The organism is Streptomyces armeniacus (assembly GCF_003355155.1).
GTDB lineage: Bacteria > Actinomycetota > Actinomycetes > Streptomycetales > Streptomycetaceae > Streptomyces > Streptomyces armeniacus.
Map to the genome: position 1 here is coordinate 4,088,380 of NZ_CP031320.1, position 20,457 is coordinate 4,108,836.

Sequence of the window (20,457 nt, forward strand, 5' to 3'; positions counted from 1 at the left end):
CCGATGACGATACGTAACCTCGGCGACGAGACCACCACCATGACCGCCGAGGGGGCCGACCTGAAGATGGAGCGGTCGTACGACGCTGCCGCTTCGGTGGTCTGGGACGCGCTCACCTCCGCCGAGCACATCCCGGGCTGGTGGGGCCCGCGCGGCACCACCGCCAAGGTCGGCGAGATGGACGTGAAGGCCGGCGGCAAGTGGGCCGTCACGCCGGCTGCGGAGCAGGGCGGCACGATCACGTTCAGCGGTGAGTTCAAGGAGGTCGTGGAGGGCGAGCGCTTCGTCCGCACCTCCGGCTCCGACGCCGACCCGAGCGGCACGCCCGCGGTCGAGACCTTCGTTCTCGCCGAGGCCGGCGGCAAGACCACGCTGAAGTACGAGGTCCAGTTCCCGTCGGCCGAGGTGCTGGACACCGCGGTCGAGTACGGCATGGCGCAGGGCGTCATCGAGCAGTTCGACCGGCTCGCGGAGCTGGCGGCCAAGCTCGGCTGACGTCCGCTCGGTTCGTCTCTTCCGGGCGGCTGCCCGGTCGGCGTTCTCCGGCCACCGGCTGTCGGCCACCGGCCGCCGGTCACGGCTGTCGGCCACCGGCCGCCGCGGCCGGTCAGGCCGTCAGTCGAACGGCCGTACTCCGGTGCTTCCTGCACGGGCGTAGACCGCCAGCGCACCGAGAGCGGTGCCCAGTCCGTCACTGAGCACCAGCAGCCGCCCCGCGAACGAACGGATCTCGCCGTCGGCACACCGCACCGGCAGGTCGGCGGCGAGATCCCGGACCTTCGGGTCCGCCATCGCCCGGTGGAATCCGCGCCAGTGCGCCTCGCGCAGGTGCCGCGGCACGATCAGGTCTAGGCTCCGGCCGACGGCGTCGGCGGCGGCGTAGCCGAACATGGCCTCGGCACCCGCGTTCCACTGCGTGATCGTGCCGCCGGTGTCGGCGACGACGACGGCGTGCGTCGCGTCGTGGCCTTCCACCGGCACCCTCACGCCGCTGCTCGCGGGCTGTTCGCGCACGTCGTCATCGTGCGCCCCGCGCCGCCGCCCCGCCAGCCGGGGCACCAGCCGGGCCCGGCTCAGCGGGCGCCGGTCACACGGGCCGCGGTCACATGGGCCGCGGTCACATGGGCCGCGGGGTCACCGCGCCCATGCCTGCCGCTCCCCGCTGTGCGGATCGTCGAGCAGCGCCCACTCCGCCGCGATACGCATCGTCGCGCGGCGCCCGTCCTCGTACGGCGCCCAGCCCGGATCGCCCGTCCCCGCGAACCGGACCCAGGTCTCGTGGACCCGTGCGGCCAGCTCACCGGGCGGCTTGTCCGGGCCGAGCATCGCCTGCGGCCCGTTCAGTTCCGGGAGCTGAGCGAGGTCGAAGACGAACGGGAGCTCCACCGCGTGGGTGGCGCCGAGCTCGCCGCCCAGGGCCTCGGAGCGCCACGCGAACTCGTACCGGAAGGTCCTCGCGGGCGTACGCGTCCCGTGCGCCGCGTGCGCGGAGGCCAGGGCCCACGTCCCCGCGCCGAACAGCGCGTCGCCCATGATCGCCGCGCGCAGGGCACCGTACGAGGCGTCGGGGCGCGCCGTACGGTACGCCGCCACGAGCCGTGCCGGGTCGGGGTGCGAGCGGGCGGCGGCTTCGGCGACGTCCGCCTCGGTCGAGCCGGCGTACTTCCCGGCGGGTGCCAGATACAGGTTGCCCTCCTCGGCGTTGGTGCCGAGCAGCAGGTCCACCCCGGCGCCGACGCCGGCGGTCTCCGCGGGCTGCGTGCCGAGCACGAGGCTGAACGGGCTGAGCCCCACCAGCGGGTCAGTGTGCGTCTCCGTCCGCAGGTCGATGCCCGCGAGCCGCGCCGCGGCCTCGACCAGCCGCTCGTCCGGGAGCTCCGCGAAGTCCTCGACGCGGGGCGTGCGTTCGGGCCCGATGCCCAGCTCCACGGCCGCGGCCCTGGTGACCCGCGCCGCCTGCTCCGGCGTGAACGCGCCCAGACCGCTGCCGCTCTGCACGATCGCCCGCCGGAACAGTCCCGCGGCCTCCGGCGTGGCGAGCACGCCGCTGACGATGGTGGCCCCGGCGGACTGGCCGAAGAGCGTCACGTTGGCCGGGTCGCCGCCGAACGCGGCGATGTTCTCGCGCACCCAGCGCAGCGCGGCGACCACGTCGAGGAGGCCCCGGTTGGCGGGCGCGCCGGGGACGTCGAGGAAACCGGCGATGCCCAGCCGGTAGTTGAGGGTCACCAGGACCACGCCGTCGCGCGCGAAGGCGCCGCCGTCGTAGAGCGGTGCCCGCGTCGAACCGGCCACGAAGCCGCCGCCGTGCGCGAACACCATGACGGGCAGGCCGCCGTCCGCGTTCCCCGGCGCCCAGACGTTGACGGTGAGGTAGTCGTCGCCGCGGCTCCAGCCGGCGCCGAAGTACGGGGACATGTCGACACTGCCGAGGCTGCGCGCGGCCTGCGGCGCGTTCGGCCCGGGGGCGGTGGCGTCCCGTACGCCGTCCCAGGGGGCGTGCGGGCGCGGCGGCGCGAACCGGCCGGGGCCGGCGGGCGGGGCGGCGTAGGGGATGTTCAGGAAGACGGCGGTGCCGTCCCGGCGCAGACCGCGTACCGCGCCCTGCGCTGTGCTGACGAGAGGGCCGGGCCGGTTCACTTGACCGCTCCTTCCGGGCGTGCTTCCGCGTACGGGGTGAAGGGGGCCCAGCCCTTGATGGCGAACGCGCCCCCTGTGCGCTCCACTTCGGCCGCGCCGTGGCCGCCGAGATGCGCGGGGACCAGCAGCGCGTTCCGGTCGGCGGCCCAGCCCAGGATCCTGCGGCGGGTGGCGCGGGACTCGGCCGGGTCCTCGCAGAAGCAGCTGTTGGCGTCCGGCGCGAGGATCTGCGCCGGTGTGTGCAGCATGTCGCCGACGAACACGGCGCGGTCCCCACCGGAGTCGAGCGTCAGCACAGAGGAGCCGGGAGTGTGCCCGGGGGCGGGGTCCAGACGCAGGTTGCCGTCGATGCGGTGGCCCTCCTCCCACAGCAGTGTCTGTCCGGCCGCGTGGACGGGGGCGACGCTGTCCTCGAAGACGTTCTGATTGCCGCGGCCGAGCACCGGCTTGTGTCCGTTCTCCGGGTTCCAGAATTCGAAGTCGTCCTTCGGGATGAGATATGTGGCGTTGGGGAAGGTCGGCACCCAGGTCCGCCCGTCCAGAAAGGTGTTCCAGCCGACGTGGTCCACGTGGAGATGGGTGTTGACCACGATGTCGACGTCCTCCGGACGGACGCCGGCACGGGCGAGGTTGGCGAGGAAGTCCGTTTCCAGCCGGCTCCAGACGGGCGCGTACGGGCGGTCCTTGTGGTTCCCGACCCCGGTGTCCACCAGGATGTTCTTGCCCTCGCTGCGCAGCAGCCAGGTCTGGATCGCGGCATTGACGGTGTGGGTACGGGAATCGACGAAGTGCGGCACCATCCAGTCGGCGTTCTCGTCCCATTCTTCCTGCCGGATGTCCGGGAAGAACGTCTCGGGAGCGATTTCGGTGGAGCCGTAGAACTCCCGGACCCGGGTGACCGTGACGTCTCCGAGTGTGATCTCGTCCATTGCGTGTTCCTCAGCAGTCGCGGAATTGCGGCGGTTCCCGAAACGTAGGCGGGGGCGGGGGAGCCGGGGTATCCGTCACGTGACTGCACTCGCGCGGCGCAGGCCAGGGGCTCGTACGAGCGCGCCGGTAGCCTGGCGGGAGAGCGAGGGCGAGTGCGCCTTCAGGGGGACCGCTTCCCGGCGATCTGGAGGGCTGGAGATTCCGTGGACGAGCACGCGGCGGGCCACCGTAGGGAGGCCGATCTCGGTACGGAGGCCGATCTCCGTGCGGTGGATGCTCTCCGTACGGTGGACGATCCCCGTACGGTGGACGATCCCCGTACGCCCGACGGGGACGCGCTCGTGGGGCGTGACGCGGAGCTGGACCGCCTCTTCCGTACGGTGGACCGGGAGCCGTCGGCCGACCAGGTGCTGGTGCTCGCGGGCGACGCGGGCACGGGCAAGACCGCCCTCCTGGACGCCGCCGTACGGCGGGCACGCACGCGCGGCGTGCGGGTGCTGCGCGCCGAGGGGAGCGAGCCGGAGGCGCGGCTCGCGTTCTCCGGACTGCACCAGCTGCTGCGGCCGGTCCTGGACGGGCTGGAACGGCTGCCGGACCGGCAACGCGCGGCGCTCTCCGGGGCGTTCGGCCTGGAGACCACGCGGAACCCGGACCCGGGTACGGACCCGGCCCCGGGCCCGGACACCGGCGCCCAGGCCGGCGCCCCCGACCGCATGCTCACCGGCCTCGCCGTCCTGACCCTCCTGTCCGACCTGGGCGAACGGGGCCCGCTGCTCCTCGTCCTGGACGACGCACAGTGGCTCGACCGGGCCTCACTGGACGCCCTGGCCTTCGCCGCCCGCCGGCTGGACGCCGAGCCCGTCACGCTGCTCGCCGGAGTGCGCGCGGGCGAGCCCCTGCCGGGCTTCGGCGCGCACTGGCCGCCGCTCGTCCTCGGGCCGCTGGACGCCGCCGCCGCGGGGCGGCTGCTCGACCTCCAGCCGCGGCGGCCCACCGGGCGCGCCCGTACGCGCGTCCTCGACCAGGCCCAGGGCAACCCGCTGGCGCTCGCCGTACTCGCCCGCGCCGCGACCGACGCCGACGGCGCAACCGCCGGACCGTACGCGCCCGTCGGCGCCACGGGCGCCGGGCCGCTGCCCCTCACCGACCACCTGGAGCGGGTCTTCGCCGCCCGCCTCGCCGGGCTCCCCGGACCCACCACGCGGGCGCTGCTGCTCCTGGCGGCCGTGGACACGGCCGACGCGGAGGCCGTCGTACGGGCCGGGCTGCCCGGCACCGACGACCCCGCGTGGCGGCCGGCCGAGGAGGCGGGGCTCGTACGCGCGACGGGCCGCGGCATCCGGTTCCGGCACCCGCTCATGCGGTCCGCCGCCTACCACGCCGCGCCCGCCGCCGCCCGGCGCACGGCCCACCTCGCGCTCGCCGAGACGCTCCACGACGAGCCGGACCGCCGCGCCTGGCACCTCGCGGCCGCCGCGTACGGGCCGGACGCGGACGTCGCGGCCGCCCTCGAGCGGACCGCCGACCGGGCGCGCCGGCGCGGCGGCCACGCCGCGGCCGCACAGGCGCTCCAGCGCGCGGCGGAGCTCGCGCCGGAGCGCGCGGACAGCGCGCGGCTGCTCGTCGCCGCGGCCGCCGACGCCGTCCTCACCGGCGACCTCCCCTGGGTCGACGAGCTGGTCGCCACCGCGTGCGAACGCACCGACGATGCCCCGCTGCTGGCCGCCGCCACCCTGTACGCGGGCCGGCTCGCGGCCTTCACCGCGCGCCACACCGTCGTCTTCGCGCGCCTCACCCGCGCCGCCGAACAGTGGGCCGCGACCCAGCCCTCCGCCGCGCTGGACCTGCTCGCCGCGGCCGCCGTCGTCTGCTTCTACTCCGGCGAGGACGCCCAACGGCAGCAGATCCGCCGCCTGCTGGAGCGACTGCCCGGGGACGGGCCGTACGCCTGGCCGCACCTCTGGATCCGGGCACTGGCGGACCCGTACGAGGACCGGGCCGAACGCGCCGCCCTGCTCCCGCGGTTGCTCGCCGGGGCGGAGCGCCGCCCCGAGCGCCTCACCAGCCTCGCCGTCCTGGCCTGGCTCCTGGACGAGACCCCGCAGGCCGTCCGCGCCTTCGACGAGGCCGACGCGCACTGGCGGGCGCGCGGAGCGCTGCCGGAGGGGCTGGGCGGCGCCGCCGCCTGGGCGTACGTGGAGCACGGCCGGTGGGAACAGGCACGGGAGGTCTGCCGCCAGGTCACCGCCGGCGCCGCGCTGGCCGGCCTCGACCACGCGGTGGCGTGCGCGGCCTCGGTGGACGCGGTGGTCCTGGCGTTCCGCGGCGAGACGGCGGCCGCCCGTGCGCGGGCCGACGACGCGCTCGCGCTGATCGACCCGGCCGAGAGCCGTACGGTGGCCGTTTACGTGCGACGGGCGCTCGCCGCGGCGGCGGCAGCGGAAGGGGCGTACGAGACCGCGTACGACCAGCTCCGTACGGTGTTCACCGCCGACGGCGAGCCCGCGCACTACCACGTGTCCCACCCGGCCCTCGCCGAACTCGCGGCCGCCGCCGTCCACAGCGGCCACGACGCGCACCGTACGGAGGCGGTTTCCATCGTCGAACGCGCCGCCCGCCGGCTCGGCGACGGAGCCTCACCCCGGCTGCGCGCACTGATCGCCCGCGCACGCGCACTGCTCGCGGCACCGGAGGACGCCGAAACCCACTTCCGTACGGCGCTGTCCGAACCCGCCCTGGAACGCCGTCCGTTCGAGCACGCCCAGACTCAGCTGGACTACGCCGAGTGGCTGCGCCGCCGCCGTCGCATCACCGAGGCGCGGCCGCTGCTCACCGCGGCGCTGGAGACGTTCGTACGCCTGGGGGCGCGCCCCTGGGCGGAACGCGCCCGCGCGGAGTCGCGTGCCGCCGGCCTCGACCTGGCGGACGCGCGCCCGGACGCGCTGGCCGTTCTCTCCCCGCAGCAGCGGGAGATCATCGCGCTCGCCGCCCGCGGGCTGACCAACCGGGAGATCGGCGAGAAGCTGTACCTGTCGCCGCGCACGGTCAGTTCGCACCTCTACCGCAGCTTCCCCAAGCTGGGCGTCACCGGCCGGGCCCAGCTCCGCGACCTCGTCGAACCAGGCCCGCCCGCCCGTACGCCCGTACGCGCCCGCTCGTGAACCTTCCGGCGCGCCCTGAGGACGTACGCCGGGGGAGCACGCCGCCGAACGCGGAGTCCGAATTCCGCCGGGCTACGGGGATTTGCGCGGCAATACTCGCCGCATGACCACCTATCGCGCGCGGCCCATCGACCCGGCCGCACTCAAGGAACTGCGGGACACCGACGACGCCGGACGGCCCCTCCGCCCCTACGCGTCCGGCGCCGACGGCGAGGTGCTGCGCTGCTGCCTGCGGCTCAGCACGCAGGGGGAGCGGATCGCGCTCGTGTCGTACGCGCCCCTGCGGCGCTGGGCCGCGCGTACGGGCGCGGACCCCGGCGCGTACGACGAGCAGGGCCCCGTCTTCATCCACGCCGACGAATGCGCCGGACCGGACGGCGCCGGACCGGACGGCGCCGGAACCGCCACCGTGTACCCCTTCGCCCGCCCCGGCGCCCTCCGCGCGTTCCGCCGCTACGACGCGCGCGGCCGTATCGCCGGCGGCCGGATGGCCGAGCTGCCGTTCGACACGTGCGCGGCGTACGACGCGGCGCTGGACGAGGCGTTCGCGGACCCGGAGGTCGCGCTGGTGCACGTACGCGCCGTCGAGTACGGCTGCTTGCACTTCGAGGTGCGCAGGCCCTGACGCGGGACACGGCACAGGCCGGGCACCGGCCCTGACGCGGGACACGCGCCCCTGACGTGGCGCAGGAGCAGGCGGGCCGGCCGGCCGCGCTGTGGAAACCCCACAGGGACCGTCGCGGGGTGCTGTCCGTGCCCCATTCCCCGAAGCGGCCGGTCACCCGGTAGTTTTCGTACGGCAGTAGCCGCCGGCCGCGGGTCGCACGGCAGCAGCCCGCCAGTGCACCTTGCACAGGGTGCGTCTCCTACGAAAGAAGGTGGTCCCGCCTTGAGTCGCTCGGTACTCGTCACCGGAGGAAACCGCGGCATCGGCCTCGCCATCGCCCGCGCCTTCGCCGACGCAGGCGACAAGGTCGCCGTCACCTACCGCACCGGTGAACCGCCCGAGGAGCTGGCGAAGCTCGGCTGCCTCGCCGTGAAGTGCGACATCACCGAGGCCGAGCAGGTGGAGCGGTGCTTCAAGGAGGTCGAGGAGAAGCACGGCGCCGTCGAGGTGCTGGTCGCCAACGCCGGTGTCACCCGCGACCAGTTGCTGCTGCGCATGTCCGAGGAGGACTTCACCTCGGTCCTGGACACGAACCTCACCGGCACCTTCCGCGTCGTGAAGCGCGCGACGCGGGCGATGCTGCGTGCACGCAAGGGCCGGGTCGTGCTGATCTCGTCCGTCGTCGGGCTGCTGGGCTCGGCCGGGCAGGCCAACTACGCCGCGTCCAAGGCCGGGCTGGTGGGCTTCGCCCGTTCCGTCGCGCGCGAACTGGGCTCCCGGAGCATCACGTGCAACGTCGTCGCGCCGGGCTTCGTCGACACGGACATGACGAAGGTCCTCAGCGACGATCAGCGCGAGGGCATCGTCAAGCAGGTCCCGCTGGGCCGCTACGCGCAGCCCGAGGAGGTCGCCGCCTCGGTCCGTTTCCTGGCTTCCGACGAAGCCGCGTACATCACTGGAGCCGTCATCCCCGTAGACGGCGGATTGGGCATGGGTCACTGAACGTCATGAGCGGAATCCTCGCCGGCAAACGCATCCTGGTCACGGGTGTCCTCACCGAGCAGTCCATCGCCTTCCAGACCGCGAAGGTCGCCCAGAACGAGGGCGCCGAGGTGGTCCTCACCGGCTTCGGCCGGCTCAGCCTGGTCGAGCGGATCGCCAGGCGGCTGCCCAAGCCCGCCCCCGTCATCGAGCTGGACGTCACGAACAAGGAGCAGCTGGAGGGGCTCGGCGACAAGGTGCGCGAGCACGTCGACGGCCTCGAGGGCGTCGTCCACTCCATCGCCTTCGGCCCGCAGGGCGCCTTCAACTTCCTGGAGGCCGAGTGGGAGGACGTCGCCACGGCGGTGGAGGTCTCGGCGTACTCGCTGAAGTCCCTCACCACCGCCTGCCTGCCGCTGATGCCGCGCGGCGGCTCGGTGGTCGGGCTGACCTTCGACGCGCAGTACGCCTGGCCGAAGTACGACTGGATGGGCGTCGCGAAGGCGGCGCTGGAGTCCACGAGCCGCTACCTCGCGCGCGACCTCGGCGCCCGGAACGTACGGTGCAACCTGGTCTCGGCGGGCCCCGTCAAGTCGATGGCCGCCAAGTCCATCCCCGGCTTCGAGGAGCTGGCGGACGTGTGGAACAACCGCGCGCCGATCGGCTGGGACCTGGCCGACCCGGAGCCGCCCGGACGCGGCGTCGTCGCCCTGCTGTCGGACTTCTTCCCGAAGACGACGGGCGAGGTGGTGCACGTCGACGGCGGCGTGCACATGATGGGGGCCTGAACCCGCCGTACGGTGGCCTGCGCCGGCGGCGGCACGGAGACCGCCGCCGGCGGCACGGGGGCCTGAGGGGAGCGTGACCTTGCGGATCGGCCTGATCGGCACCGGGCGCATCGGCGCGCTCCACGCGGAGACGCTGCGGGCGCTGCCCGGCGTCGACGAGGTGGTCGTCGCCGACGCCGACACGCGCCGCGCGCACGAGCTCGCGGAGCGGCCGGGCGCCGGGCTCGTGGCGGCGCCCGGAGTCGAGGACATGTACGCGGCCGGGCCCGACGGAGTCGTGATCGCCGCGGCGACCAGCGCGCACGCCGTCCTGCTGCACCGCGCGCTGGACGCCGGAGTGCCGGTGTTCTGCGAGAAGCCGGTGGCCCTGGACGTGCCCGGCACGCTCAGCGTCGCCGAACGGGCCGCGGCGCCGGGCGCGGTGCCCGTACAGGTCGGCTTCCAGCGCCGCTTCGACCGCGGTTACCGCGCCGCGCGCGCCGCGCTCCGCGCCGGCGAGCTGGGCTGGCTGCACACCCTGCGGGCGTGCACCTCGGACCGTACGCCGCCGCCCGCCGCGTACATCCCGACGTCCGGCGGGCTGTTCCGGGACTGCGGCATCCACGACTTCGACATCCTGCGCTGGCTGACCGGCCGCGAGGTCGAGACCGTCTACGCGATGGGTGCGAACCGCGGCGACGAGTTCTTCCGGGACGGCGACGACGTCGACACGTGCGCCGCGCTGCTCCGCTTCGACGACGGCGTGCTGGCCACCGTCACCGCGACCCGCTACAACGGCGCGGGCCACGACGTACGGCTGGAGGTCTGCGGCTCCGAGGGGACGCGGGTCGTGGGGCTGGACGACCACGCGCCGCTGCCGACGGCGGAGGAGGGGCTGTCGTGGCGGCGGGCGGAGCCGTACGACACGTTCATGGAGCGCTTCCGTGACGCGTACGCGGCCGAGTTGGGCGCCTTCGTGGAGGTCGCGGCGGGCCGTACGGAGAGCCCGTGCACCGTAGGGGACGCGCTGGAGGCGCTGTACGTGGCGGAGGCGTGCGACCTGTCGCGGCGTACGGGGGAGCCGGTGGCGGTGGCGGACGTACGGGCGGGGCAGCGCGGCTGAACCGGGCGCGGCTGAGCGGGTGCGGCTGAGCCGCGGTCACACCGTGGCGGACGGTCTGACGCCGCACCCCCGCTCCCCGGTGTACGAGCCCGCCTCGCGCGCCGCCGCCTCCGCGTCGCCCGCGCGGATCGCCTCCACCATCCGCGAGTGGTCCATGTGGTTCTCGGGGCGCAGGCGTTCGCCGACGTCGGTCAGCAGGAAGTCGCGCAGGACCTGGCCGAGGTCGGCGTAGAGGGTGGTCAGCACCTCGTTGTGCGAGGCCGCGACGACAGCCAGATGAAGGTTGACGTCCGCTTCCACGAACCGTTCCGCATTGCCCGACTCCCAGGCGGCTTCCCGCCGTTCGAGCAGCGTGTCCAGCTGCGCCATGTCCGCGTCGCTGCGGCGCAGGGCCGCCAGCCGCGCCCCGGAGCTCTCCAGCGTCGTACGCAGCTCGGCGACGTGCCGCAGGTCCGCCCCCGCGAAGCGGCGCTGCATCACCCCGGCCAGCTCGCTGGTCGCCACGACGTACGTGCCCGAGCCCTGCCGGATGTCCAGCAGCCCGTTGTGCGCCAGCGCGCGCACCGCCTCGCGGACGGTGTTCCGTGCCACGCCGAGCTGCTCGACCAGCTCCGGCTCGGTCGGGATGCGGGAGCCGACCGGCCAGTCGCCGGAGGTGATCTGGGCCCGCAGCGAGTTGATCACCTGATCCGCGAGGGCGGAGCGGTGGGGCGAGGTGAGGGGCATGGCACTCCAGGTGGGAGCCGGTGGCGTACGGCAGTCGGGACGGGGCGGAACGGGTTGGCGTTCATTCGTCCCATGATTCTATGATGGGCGGCATGGCTATGGCAGAGGATGACGTGACAACCCGCTCCGTATCGTCCTCCGTTTCTGGCCGCACCAGCGATACTTCCGGCCCCGGCCCGGCCGGTACGGGCGGCACACGGGACGTGTCCCGGTGGACCCGGCGGCTGGTCGTGGCCGGGCTGCTGCTCGCCGCGCTCAACCTGCGGCCCGCGATATCCGGGCTCGGCCCGCTGCTGGAGGAGGTCCAGCACGGCCTCGGGATGAGCGGCACCGTCGCCGGACTGCTCACCTCCGTGCCCTCCCTGTGCTTCGCCGTCTTCGGCAGCCAGGCGCCCCGGCTGGCCCGCCGCTGGGGCCCGGCCGCGGTGGTCCTGGCGGGCATGGCAGCCGTCACGCTCGGCCTCGCGGCCCGGTCCTTCGCGAACGGCACCGTGCTGTTCCTGGTGGCGAGCGCCGTCGCGCTGGCCGGTATCGCGGTGAGCAACGTCCTGATGCCGGTCGTCGTCAAGCACTGGTTCCCGGACCGGGTCGGCTCGATGACCGGCCTGTACTCGATGGGCCTCTCCCTCGGCACCGCCGGCGCGGCCGCCGTGACCGTGCCCATGACCGAGGCGCTGGGCGGCAGCTGGCGCGTGGGCCTCGGAGCCTGGGCGCTGGTCGGCGTCGTCGCGATCGTGCCCTGGGCCCTGGTGTTCCGGGACCAGCGCGGACAGGAGCGGGACGGGGACGGCAACCAGGTCCGTACGGCGCCCGGGGGCGGTTCGGCGACACCCGCGGGCGGGGACGCGGACGGATCCGCGAACGCACACCGTACGGATGCCGCCGCGCACCGTACGGAGGCCGCTTCTGCCGCCCGTACGGAGCCCGCCGCGCTCCGCATCACCAGGTCGCCCACCGCCTGGGCGCTCGGGGTGTTCTTCGGGCTCCAGGCGTCGGCCGCCTACATCACGATGGGCTGGCTGCCGCAGATCTTCCGCGACGCGGGCGTCTCCGCGTCCACGGCGGGTGTGATGCTCGCCGTCACGATGGGCATGGGCATCCCGCTGGCGTTCGTGCTCCCGAGGGTGGCCGCCCGGATGAGCCACCAGGGCCCGCTGGTGGTGGCGCTCGGACTGTGCGGGCTGTCCGGCTACGCCGGGCTGTGGTTCGCACCGGCCGCCGGCGCGTGGGCCTGGGCGGTGCTGCTGGGCGTCTCCAACTGCGCCTTCCCGCTGGTCCTCACCATGATCGGGATGCGGTCGCGGAGCAGCGCGGGCGTCGTCAAGCTGTCCGCGTTCGCCCAGAGCACCGGCTATCTGCTGGCCATCCCCGGGCCGCTGCTCGTGGGCGCCCTGCAGCAGCACACCGGGGGCTGGCACGCGCCGCTGCTGCTGATGACCGGGCTGATGCTCGCGCAGATCTGCGTGGGGATCGTGGCAGGCCGGGACCGGTGCGTGGAGGACGGGCGCTGAGTGCGAGACTGGTGAGCATGCCCGTACTCGACCCCCATCCGCAGAACGGCCAGAAGAAGCTGCTGCTGGTCTTCGGCGCGATCCTCGGCATCCTCGTCGTCATCGGCATCATCGCCACCATCGCCGCCCCGTAGGCGCACGCCCTCCGCACCGGCAGCGCCCCGCGCAGCACCGGGTCCGCGCCCGTATCGCCCCCGACTCCAGCCCGTCCGGCGTTGGAGGACGGACCGGGGCGGCCACTGCCCGCGGAGGGTCGCATTCCCGGGTGGGGACGGCCCGGCCGCGGGTGGCCCGACAGCCTCGTGGCACGGTTCGCATGCACCGTGGTCGGCGGCCGTCCTCAATCGCCGGACGGGCTCGGTGGGGTGGGGGCAGCCGCCGGCGGACCGGGCTCTTCCGGCCCGCTGCCGGGCGGGGGTGGTGCTAGCACCACCATCCCTTAGGGGGTTGGGCTCAGGGGTAAGTGGGTGGGTCACCGGATGGGAACACCCCGCTCTCCGCCGTAACTTCGTAGTACACCGCTCGAAGATCCACGTGACTACGGAGGCGAGTCCCATGGCGGCACTTGCGAACACCACCAGGCCCCGCCAGCGTTCGGCTTTCCACGGCGCCGGCGCGCGCCTTCCGTGGTGGGCCGTCGCGCTTCCCGCCGTCGCCTTCACGCTGCTGCTCATGCTGATCGTGAGCGGCGGTGACGCGGGTGCGGCGAAGGACGGCGAGTCCGTCGCGCAGCTGCTGCGGACGGCCGCCCAGATTCTGCCGGGCTGACCCGCGACCCGTACGACCCCCGCGACCCCGCGACCCGTACGACCCCCGCGACCCGTACGACCCCCGCGACCCCACGACCCGTACGACCGCGCACGGCCCGCGGACCCCGTACGACTGGGCGCACGGAGGCGGCCAACGCCCGCCGTCGCCCGTAGCCGCTGCTCACGGCGCCCACCCCGCGGCACCGGCCCGGCCCCGCGGCCGCCGCACGCGGCCGTCCCCCCCCGTGGTGGGGAGCATTCCCAACCGCCCGCGCCCGGTGGCACGTTTCGTGCGAAGCTGGGATGCATGAGCGTCGACGTGCCCCGCAGTATCGTCCTTCTCCGGCATGCCAAGGCAGACTGGCCCGACGTGGCCGACCATGACCGCCCGCTCGCGGACCGAGGCCGCAAGGACGCCCCGGCTGTCGGCGAGTGGCTCGCTGCGCACGGCATCACTCCCCAACTCACCCTCTGCTCCACCGCGGCCCGCACCCGCGAGACCTGGAAGCTCCTCGTCCCCAAGCTCCCCGAGCGGCCCCGCACGGTCTACGAAGAGCGGCTGTACGAAGCGTCCACCGGCGAAATCATCACGGTGCTCAACGAAGTCCCCAACGACGTCCGGGACGTGCTCGTCGTTGCGCACAACCCCGGCGTGCAGTCCGTCGCGGACACCCTGTCGGGCAGCGCCGAAGGCGACGCGCTGGAGCGCATGTCCCGCGGCGGCTTTCCCACTTCGGCCCTCGCGGTGATCCGTTTCGTCGGGCCGTGGAAGTCCGTCGAGCCGGGGGCGGGCACCCTCGCCGCGTACCGGGCGCCGCACGAGTAGGCCACAGGCAGCAACAAAGCAACGACAGGCAACGGACACCGGCAGGGGCCGGCACGCGGGCCACGGAGCTCGCGCGCCGGCCCCTCCGTACGCCCCGTACGTCTCTCTACGCCCCGGGCGCCCCTAGTCGGCGGTCTCCGCCGCTTCCACCTCTTCCCGCGTGACCCCCAGCAGATACAGCACCGTGTCCAGGAACGGCACCGTGACGGCGGTGTGCGCGGCCTCCCGTACGACGGGCTTGGCGTTGAAGGCGACGCCGAGGCCGGCGGCGTTGAGCATGTCGAGGTCGTTGGCGCCGTCGCCGATCGCCACCGTCTGCGCCAGCGGCACCCCGGCCTCGTCGGCGAACCGGCGCAGCAGCCGCGCCTTGCCCGCGCGGTCCACGATCTCGCCGACGACGCGGCCGGTGAGCTTTCCGTCCGCGATCTCCAGGGTGTTGGCGGAGGCGAAGTCCAGCCCGAGGCTCTCCTGGAGCGCGTCGGTGACCTGCGTGAACCCGCCGGACACGACGCCGACCTGGTAGCCGAGCCGCTTCAGCGTGCGGACGAGCGTACGGGCGCCCGGCGTGAGCCGGATCTCCTTGCGCACCTTGTCGACGACCGAGGCGTCCAGCCCCGCGAGCAGGTCGACGCGGGCGTGCAGGGACTGCTCGAAGTCCAGCTCCCCGCGCATCGCCCGCGCGGTGATCTCGGCGACCTCCGCCTCGCACCCGGCGTGCGCGGCGAACAGCTCGATCACCTCGTCCTGGATGAGCGTGGAGTCCACGTCCATCACCACGAGCCGCTGCGCGCGGCGCTGCAGCCCGGAGGAGACCACGGCCACGTCGATGCGGTGCCGGGCGGCCTCCAGCGCGAGCGAGGTGCGCAGCTGCGCGGTGGCCGTGCCCGAGACGTCGAACTCGACGGCGGTGACCGGGTACTTGGCGAGCCGGAAGATACGGTCGATGTTCCCGTCGTTCGACGTGATGGCGGCCGCTATGGCGGCGGTCGACTCGGCGGTGAGCGGGTGTCCGAGGACGGTGACGTGCGAGCGGCCCGTGCCGCGCGGCCGGTTGTCGCCCTTGCCGGAGATGATCTCCGCTTCCAGCCGCATCGACTCCGCCCACGCGTGGACGGTGGCGCGCATCTCGCCCTCGTCGCCGCCGCGGGACGGAGCACTGACCAGAGCGCACAGTGTGATGCGGCCACGGGTCACGAGCTGCTCGATGTCGATCACGTCCACGCCGTACGGCGCGAGGGTCTCGAAGAGCCCGGCGGTGATGCCGGGCCGGTCCTTGCCGAAGATCTTGACGAGGACGGTCGGAGTATCGGGTCGGAGTCCGCCGGGGATGGCCTGTGGTGAGGTCATGGTGTGTTAAAGGTATCGCTGCGGCCGCGCGGGTTCATGCGGGGGCCGCATGCTGGACCGGGCCCGGGGCCGAACGCTGGACGGCGGTGCCCGGGGATCCGTATCGTTCGCCGTCCGTACCGATGGCTGCCGTGCGGAGGGGGCGGAGTCTTGCGGCCTCCACGGGGGTTTGGTCGATTTCAGCGGGTCTGACGAGGGCACTTTCCCCGGGTCGGGTTCCTGCCGGAGCGGGGAGCCTGGAATAGTTCCCCACGATGTTCAACCATCCCTAGACTCCCTTCGCAGGGGGTAGCTCGGGGGACTACTTTGTGGGGCATGGAGTGCCGGAACTCGTACTGGAATTGAATGGACAGACCTGGACGCTCGATCCGTCCAGGGCGTACAACCTGGGGCGTGACCCGCAGGGCGACGTGGTGATAGAGGACGCCAGGGTCTCCTGGCGGCACGCCACGGTGCGTTGGGGCGGGCAGTCCTGGCTCATTGAGGATCACGGCAGCACCAACGGCACGTACGTGCAGGGCCAGCGCATCCAGCAGATGGAGCTGGCCCCCGGGATGAACGTGCATCTTGGCAACGCCACCGACGGGCCCCGGGTGAGCCTCTCCGGCACGGCGGGGGGTGCGGGCGCCGCCGCGTACAGCGCGCAGGCCGGACCGACGCAGCAGGCACCGACACCGCAGCAGGCCCCGCCGCAGCAGGTGCCGCAGGGCGGCGGTCCCGGCTGGGGGCAGCAGGCGCCCCAGCAGCCGCCGGTGCAGCAGCCCATGCAGCCGCAGCAGGGCGGCTGGCAGCAGCAGCCGCAGATGGCGCAGCAGGCCCCGCCGCAGCAGGTGCCGCCCCAGCAGACGCCGCAGCAAGGGATGCCACCCCAGCACCACATGCCCCCGCAGCAACAGCAGCCGCAGATGCAGGGGGCGCCGCCCCAGCAGCCGGTGCACGGCGCGGACCACCGCAGCCCGACCACGTTCCACCAGCTGTCGCTGGGCCGCGTGATGCGGATCGGCCGTGCGCTGGAGAACGAGCTGGTCGTCTCCGACCTGCAGGTCTCCCGGCACCACGCGGAGTTCCGGGCCTCGCCCGACGGCCGCTTCGAGATCCACGACCTCGGCAGCCACAACGGCACCTACGTCAACGGGATGCCGCTCCCGAAGGCCGGCTCCGCGGTCATCACGCCGCAGGACACGGTCAGCGTCGGCCACTCCACGTTCCGGCTCGTGGGCGACCGGCTCGAGGAATTCGTCGACACCGGTGAGGTCTCCTTCTCGGCCCGCCATCTGACCGTCAAGGTCGACAACGGCAAGGTGATCCTCAACAACGTCACCTTCGGCCTCCCCGAGAAGTCGCTGGTCGCCGTCATCGGCCCGTCCGGCTCCGGCAAGTCGACGCTGCTGCGCGCGCTCACCGGCTACCGCCCGGCCGACATCGGCGAAGTCCTCTACGACAACCGGAACTTGTACAAGCACTTCGCCGAGCTGCGTCAGCGCATCGGCCTCGTGCCGCAGGACGACATCCTGCACAAGGAGCTGACCGTCCGCACCGCGCTCCGCTTCGCGGCCCGGCTCCGCTTCCCCGGCGACGTCGCGGAGGCCGAGCGCAACGCCCGTATCGAAGAGGTGCTCGCCGAGCTCAAGCTCGACATCCACGCCACGAAGAAGATCACCTCCCTCTCCGGCGGCCAGCGCAAGCGCGTCTCCGTCGCCCTGGAGCTGCTCACCAAGCCGTCGCTGATCTTCCTGGACGAGCCGACCTCCGGCCTCGACCCGGGCATGGACCGCGACGTCATGCAGCTGCTGCGCGGACTGGCCGACGACGGCCGTACGGTCCTCGTGGTCACGCACTCCGTCGCCGAACTCCAGCTGTGCGACAAGCTCCTGGTGATGGCGCCGGGCGGCGGCGTCTCGTACTTCGGCCCGCCGGAGGAGGCGCTCAACTTCTTCGGCTACGACACCTGGGCCGACGTCTTCTCGGCCTTCGAGAACTACCGCGACTACGACTGGATGGGCCGCTGGCAGGGCTCGCAGCACTACCAGATGTACGCGGCGGACATCGACGCCGTCGAGCCGCAGGCGCAGCAGTTCATGCCGCAGGTGCCGAGCCGTATGCAGAAACCGCAGAGCTGGGGCTCCCAACTCTGGACGCTCATACGCCGGTACGTCTCCGTCATCGCGTCCGACAAGGGCTTCTTGCTGCTGACGGTGTTGCTGCCCGTGGTCCTCGGCGTGGTCAGTACGCTCATGCCGTCGGACTACGGGTTCAAGGAAAGCGAGCTGCACGCGAAGGACCCGACGCAGTTCAACTCGGCGGCCGGGCCCATCCTGATGATCATCGCCGTCGGCATGTGCTTCTCGGCGGCGGCCAACTCCGTACGAGAGTTGATCAAGGAACGCGTCATCTACGAACGCGAACGGGCAACCGGCTTGTCGCGGTCCGCGTATCTGATGTCGAAGGTCATCGTCCTCAGCGTGATCACCGCCTTCCAGGGCCTGATCATCTGCGGCATCGGCTTCTACCCGCGTGAGATGCCGGAAGAGGGCCTGTTCATGCCGCCCGCCTTGGAGATGGGCATCGCGGTCATCGCGCTCGGCTTCACGTCCATGGCGTTCGGGCTGGTCATCTCCGCGCTGGTGAAGACCGCCGAGAAGACGATGCCGCTGCTGGTGATGTTCGCGATCGTGCAGGTCGTGTTCACGGGCACGCTGTTCCAGCTGTTCAACTCGCCGGGTGTGGAGCAGGTCGCGTACCTCATGCCGTCCCGCTGGGCGGTCGGCGCGGCCGGCGCGTCCATCGACCTGGCGCACGTGATGCCGCCCTGGGACCCGAAGAAGAGGGACGAGCTGGACCCGCTGTGGGAGCACAGCTCGGGGGTCTACATGCTGGACATGATCATGCTGATCCTGATCGGCATCGCCTGCCTCTTCCTCGTGATCAAGCTGCTGCGGCGGCACGAGCCGGAGGTCATGCGGAAGTAGCACCCGCGAACGTTCGCACCGGCGGGCGGGCCGTCCTGAAGGGGACGGCCCGCCCACCGCTCTAGCGAGCGAGCCAAAGGGCGCGCCGGTGTCGAAAGCGATGAGACCAAGCGAGGGACGAGCGCAGCGTCGAGGAGCGTCGACATGGGGCCTCCCCAGGGCGAAGCCCTAGGGGACGGGTACGCCCGGAGGCGAGCCGAGCAACATTCGGCCCGCAGACCTACGTCCCCCGTCCCGCCCCCGCGCGGCGCCGGCCCGATCCGCCGCCGCGCCCCCGCCGGTACCGTGATCGGCATGGCCCCCCGCACCGGGCTGGCCGCCGTCAGCGCGGCCCTGCTCGCCATGAACCGCCACCTCCAGGTGCGCGACGTGCTGCAGACGATCGTCGCCTCCGCGCGCCAGCTCCTCGACGCCGAGTACGCGGCCCTCGGCGTGCCCGACGACCACGGCGGCTTCGCGCAGTTCGTCGTGGACGGCGTGAGCGACGCGCAGTGGCGCGCCATCGGCCCGCTGCCCCGCCAGCACGGGATCCTCGCCGCGATGCTGCACGAGGGCACCCCGCAGCGGCTCGCGGACGTACGCGACGACCCGCGCTTCGAGGGCTGGCCCGCCAGCCACCCGCAGCTGGCGGACTTCCTGGGCATGCCGATCTCCGCCGACGGCGAGATCCTCGGCGCGCTGTTCCTCGCGAACAAGCGCTGCGCGAAGCCGTCCGGCGAGTGCGGGTTCACCGAGGACGACGAGGAGCTGCTGTACGTACTCGCCGAGCACGCCGCCATCGCCCTCACCAACGCCCGCCTGTACGAGCGCAGCCGCGAGCTGACCATCGCCGGCGAGCGCGCCCGTATCGCGCACGAACTGCACGACGCCGTGTCCCAGAAACTGTTCTCCCTGCGGCTCACGGCCCAGGCCGCCACCGCGCTCGTGGACCGCGATCCCGCCCGCGCCAAGACCGAGCTGCACGAGGTCGCCCGGCTGGCCGCCGAGGCCTCCGACGAGCTGCGCGCCGCCGTCGTGGAGCTACGCCCCGCCGCGCTCGACGACGACGGGCTGGTCGCCGCCCTGCGCTCGCAGGCGCAGGTGCTGGACCGCGCGCACGCGGCCCGCGTGACGTTCGTCTGCGAGGGCGTACGCGCCCTTCCGTCCGCCCAGGAGGAGGCGCTGCTGCGGGTGGCCCAGGAGGCGCTGCACAACGCGCTGAGGCACGCCTCCGCGAGCTCCGTCGAGGTCACGCTCACGCGCCGGGGCACGGGCGCCGTCCTGCGGGTGGCAGACGACGGCGCGGGGTTCGACCCGTCGGTGGTGCGCCGGGCCGGGCGGCATCTGGGGCTGGTGTCGATGCGGGACAGGGCGAGCGGCGTCGGCGGCCGTATGACGGTGGACTCGGCGCCCGGCAAGGGCACCGCGATCGAGATGGAGGTGCCCGGTGGCTGAGCCAGGGCCGATCAGGGTTCTGCTGGTGGACGACCACCAGGTGGTGCGGCGCGGGCTGCGCACCTTCCTCGAGATCCAGGACGACATCGCCGTCGTGGGGGAGGCGTCCGACGGCGACGAGGGCGTGGCCCGCGCCGAGGAGCTGCGCCCGGACGTGGTCCTGATGGACGTCAAGATGCCCGGCACCGACGGCATCGAGGCGCTGCGGCGGCTGCGCGAGCTGGAGAACCCCGCCCGCGTCCTGGTCGTCACCAGCTTCACCGAGCAGCGTACGGTCGTCCCCGCGCTGCGGGCGGGCGCCGCCGGCTACGTCTACAAGGACGTCGACCCGGACGCCCTCGCGGGCGCCATCCGCTCCGTGCACGCCGGACACGTACTGCTCCAGCCCGAGGTGGCGGGCGCCCTCCTGTCGGACAGCGACGGCGGCGGCACGGGCCGCGGCCCGGCGCTCACCGACCGCGAACGGGAGGTGCTGGGGCTGATCGCGGACGGCCGCTCGAACCGGGAGATCGCCAGGTCACTGGTGCTGTCGGAGAAGACCGTCAAGACGCACGTGTCGAACATCCTGATGAAGCTCGACCTCGCGGACCGTACGCAGGCGGCGCTTTGGGCCGTACGGCACGGTCTGACCGGTTGACTCCGGCCAGCTATTCATTCTGTCGGGTGGATGTCACCCACGTGGCGTA

18 protein-coding genes are annotated in these 20,457 nt (G+C 73.2%); 13 read left to right on the forward strand and 5 right to left on the reverse strand.

Annotated elements, in window-relative coordinates:
- Nucleotides 1–3: 3 nt before the first annotated feature.
- On the forward strand, nucleotides 4–495 hold the full coding sequence (locus DVA86_RS17635; RefSeq protein WP_208879550.1) for an SRPBCC domain-containing protein: 492 nt from the start codon (nucleotides 4–6) through the stop codon (nucleotides 493–495).
- Nucleotides 496–615: 120 nt separating this feature from the next.
- Here DVA86_RS17635 and DVA86_RS17640 read toward each other — a convergent pair whose 3' ends face one another.
- The 3 genes from DVA86_RS17640 to DVA86_RS17650 all read right to left on the reverse strand — a co-directional run bounded on the left by DVA86_RS17640 (nucleotide 616) and on the right by DVA86_RS17650 (nucleotide 3,569).
- A complete protein-coding gene (locus DVA86_RS17640; protein WP_222623329.1) occupies nucleotides 616–1,014 on the reverse strand; it encodes a PAS domain S-box protein in 399 nt (132 codons plus the stop codon).
- 120 nt (nucleotides 1,015–1,134) lie between these two features.
- Nucleotides 1,135–2,640, reverse strand: a complete 1,506-nt coding sequence (locus DVA86_RS17645) for a carboxylesterase/lipase family protein (RefSeq protein WP_208879552.1) — start codon at nucleotides 2,638–2,640, stop codon at nucleotides 1,135–1,137.
- Entirely contained in the window at nucleotides 2,637–3,569 is a 933-nt protein-coding gene (locus DVA86_RS17650; RefSeq protein WP_208879553.1) for an MBL fold metallo-hydrolase, read from the reverse strand. Before DVA86_RS17650 ends, DVA86_RS17645 begins: the two co-directional genes overlap by 4 nt.
- A gap of 288 nt (nucleotides 3,570–3,857) precedes the next feature.
- On the opposite strand from DVA86_RS17650, the gene DVA86_RS17655 reads away from it, so the two are divergent.
- From DVA86_RS17655 to DVA86_RS17675, 5 genes are all read left to right on the forward strand, one after another.
- Nucleotides 3,858–6,731, forward strand: coding sequence for an ATP-binding protein (locus tag DVA86_RS17655; RefSeq protein WP_425470989.1), 2,874 nt, complete (start codon nucleotides 3,858–3,860; stop codon nucleotides 6,729–6,731).
- 103 nt (nucleotides 6,732–6,834) lie between these two features.
- Nucleotides 6,835–7,356: a DUF1203 domain-containing protein gene (locus tag DVA86_RS17660; protein ID WP_208879556.1), complete on the forward strand. Its 522-nt coding sequence runs from the start codon at nucleotides 6,835–6,837 to the stop codon at nucleotides 7,354–7,356.
- Between the two features lie 264 nt (nucleotides 7,357–7,620).
- Complete coding sequence (fabG, locus tag DVA86_RS17665; protein WP_208879557.1) at nucleotides 7,621–8,340, forward strand: 3-oxoacyl-[acyl-carrier-protein] reductase; 720 nt, start codon at nucleotides 7,621–7,623, stop codon at nucleotides 8,338–8,340.
- 5 nt (nucleotides 8,341–8,345) lie between these two features.
- On the forward strand, nucleotides 8,346–9,107 hold the full coding sequence (fabI, locus tag DVA86_RS17670; protein WP_208879558.1) for an enoyl-ACP reductase FabI: 762 nt from the start codon (nucleotides 8,346–8,348) through the stop codon (nucleotides 9,105–9,107).
- Nucleotides 9,108–9,186: 79 nt separating this feature from the next.
- Nucleotides 9,187–10,209 carry a Gfo/Idh/MocA family protein gene (locus DVA86_RS17675; protein ID WP_208884822.1) on the forward strand — a complete coding sequence of 341 codons (1,023 nt, stop codon included), beginning with the start codon at nucleotides 9,187–9,189 and terminating at the stop codon, nucleotides 10,207–10,209.
- A gap of 36 nt (nucleotides 10,210–10,245) precedes the next feature.
- Here the strand turns inward: DVA86_RS17675 and DVA86_RS17680 are convergent, their stop codons facing one another.
- Complete coding sequence (locus DVA86_RS17680) at nucleotides 10,246–10,935, reverse strand: FadR/GntR family transcriptional regulator (protein WP_208879559.1); 690 nt, start codon at nucleotides 10,933–10,935, stop codon at nucleotides 10,246–10,248.
- Between the two features lie 98 nt (nucleotides 10,936–11,033).
- Between DVA86_RS17680 and DVA86_RS17685 the strand changes: the two genes are divergently transcribed.
- The 4 genes from DVA86_RS17685 (at nucleotide 11,034) to DVA86_RS17695 (ending at nucleotide 14,021) form a co-directional block, all read left to right on the forward strand.
- Entirely contained in the window at nucleotides 11,034–12,446 is a 1,413-nt protein-coding gene (locus tag DVA86_RS17685) for a CynX/NimT family MFS transporter (protein ID WP_425470990.1), read from the forward strand.
- A 17-nt stretch (nucleotides 12,447–12,463) separates the two neighbouring features.
- Complete coding sequence (locus DVA86_RS35960; protein ID WP_281279305.1) at nucleotides 12,464–12,580, forward strand: SGM_5486 family transporter-associated protein; 117 nt, start codon at nucleotides 12,464–12,466, stop codon at nucleotides 12,578–12,580.
- A 421-nt stretch (nucleotides 12,581–13,001) separates the two neighbouring features.
- Nucleotides 13,002–13,214, forward strand: a complete 213-nt coding sequence (locus DVA86_RS17690; RefSeq protein WP_208879562.1) for a hypothetical protein — start codon at nucleotides 13,002–13,004, stop codon at nucleotides 13,212–13,214.
- 288 nt (nucleotides 13,215–13,502) lie between these two features.
- Complete coding sequence (locus DVA86_RS17695; protein ID WP_208879564.1) at nucleotides 13,503–14,021, forward strand: SixA phosphatase family protein; 519 nt, start codon at nucleotides 13,503–13,505, stop codon at nucleotides 14,019–14,021.
- A gap of 123 nt (nucleotides 14,022–14,144) precedes the next feature.
- On the opposite strand, the gene serB is transcribed toward DVA86_RS17695, so the two are convergent.
- The gene (gene serB / locus DVA86_RS17700; protein ID WP_208879565.1) at nucleotides 14,145–15,368 is read right to left on the reverse strand and encodes a phosphoserine phosphatase SerB; all 1,224 of its coding nucleotides are present in this window, start codon (nucleotides 15,366–15,368) and stop codon (nucleotides 14,145–14,147) included.
- Between the two features lie 320 nt (nucleotides 15,369–15,688).
- On the opposite strand from serB, the gene DVA86_RS17705 reads away from it, so the two are divergent.
- From DVA86_RS17705 to DVA86_RS17715, 3 genes are all read left to right on the forward strand, one after another.
- A complete protein-coding gene (locus DVA86_RS17705; RefSeq protein ID WP_208879567.1) occupies nucleotides 15,689–18,337 on the forward strand; it encodes an ABC transporter ATP-binding protein/permease in 2,649 nt (882 codons plus the stop codon).
- A 294-nt stretch (nucleotides 18,338–18,631) separates the two neighbouring features.
- Entirely contained in the window at nucleotides 18,632–19,771 is a 1,140-nt protein-coding gene (locus DVA86_RS17710) for a GAF domain-containing sensor histidine kinase (RefSeq protein WP_425470851.1), read from the forward strand.
- A complete protein-coding gene (locus tag DVA86_RS17715; RefSeq protein ID WP_208879568.1) occupies nucleotides 19,764–20,408 on the forward strand; it encodes a response regulator in 645 nt (214 codons plus the stop codon). The genes DVA86_RS17710 and DVA86_RS17715 overlap by 8 nt, the downstream gene beginning before the upstream one ends.
- Nucleotides 20,409–20,457: the final 49 nt, after the last annotated feature.